Origin of the sequence: Streptomyces phaeochromogenes (assembly GCF_001418655.1) — a bacterium.
Taxonomy (GTDB): domain Bacteria; phylum Actinomycetota; class Actinomycetes; order Streptomycetales; family Streptomycetaceae; genus Streptomyces; species Streptomyces phaeochromogenes.
On the sequence record NZ_LIQZ01000584.1, the window covers coordinates 1,721 to 2,478 of the forward strand.

Genomic DNA, 758 nt, shown 5'->3' on the forward strand with positions numbered 1-758 from the left:
GGTCGAGGCCGTGCTGCTCGCGGGCCTTGCGGTAGTGGCCGATGTTCTCGGCGAGTTCGGCGACCGTCTGGTTCATCAGGTTGGTGACGATGCCGAGACCGCGCCGCGCCGCCTCCTCGTACGACTCACGCCGTCCCGAGGTGGCGAGGAACATGGGTGGCATGTCCTGCACCGGGCGCGGGTGGATACGTACCGCCGTCTCCCCGCCGTCCCCGGTCCGCCGCGTCAGGGTGCCGCCGCTCCACAGCGTCCGTACGTCGTCGAGGTGGGCGAAGCCGATCTCCTTGCGGCGGGCGAAGCGGTCCGGGTGGAGGGCGAAGTCCTGGGCGTGCCAGCCGGTGGCGCAGCCGATGCCGACCCGGCCGCCGGAGAGGTTGTCGACGACCGACCACTCCTCGGCGATCCGGACGGGGTCGTGCAGCGGCAGTACGACGGAGCCCGCGTTCAGCCGGATCCGGGTGGTCTCCCGGGCCAGCGCGGCGGCGAGCACGGACGGGTTGGGGAAGAGGCCGCCGAAGGAGTGGAAGTGCCGCTCCGGCACCCAGAGGGAACTGAAGCCGCGCTCGTCGGCGAAGCGGGCCGTCTCGATGATCTGGTCGTAGGCGTCGGAGGGGTGGGGTGCTTCCGGTCGGCCGCCCGCGGTTCCTTCCTTGCCGGCCGCGGGCTCCTCCGCATCCGGGTAGTCGCCGAAGAAGTACAGGCCGAAATCGGCGGCCGGGCGGGGGCGCGTGGCCTTCGACTGCGGGCGGGAACGAGGG

1 protein-coding gene is annotated in these 758 nt (G+C 72.4%); it reads right to left on the reverse strand.

Features of this window, described 5'->3' with window-relative positions:
- A partial coding sequence (locus tag AOK17_RS53200) for a MupA/Atu3671 family FMN-dependent luciferase-like monooxygenase (protein ID WP_245697849.1) occupies positions 1-758 on the reverse strand: 758 nt, incomplete at both ends.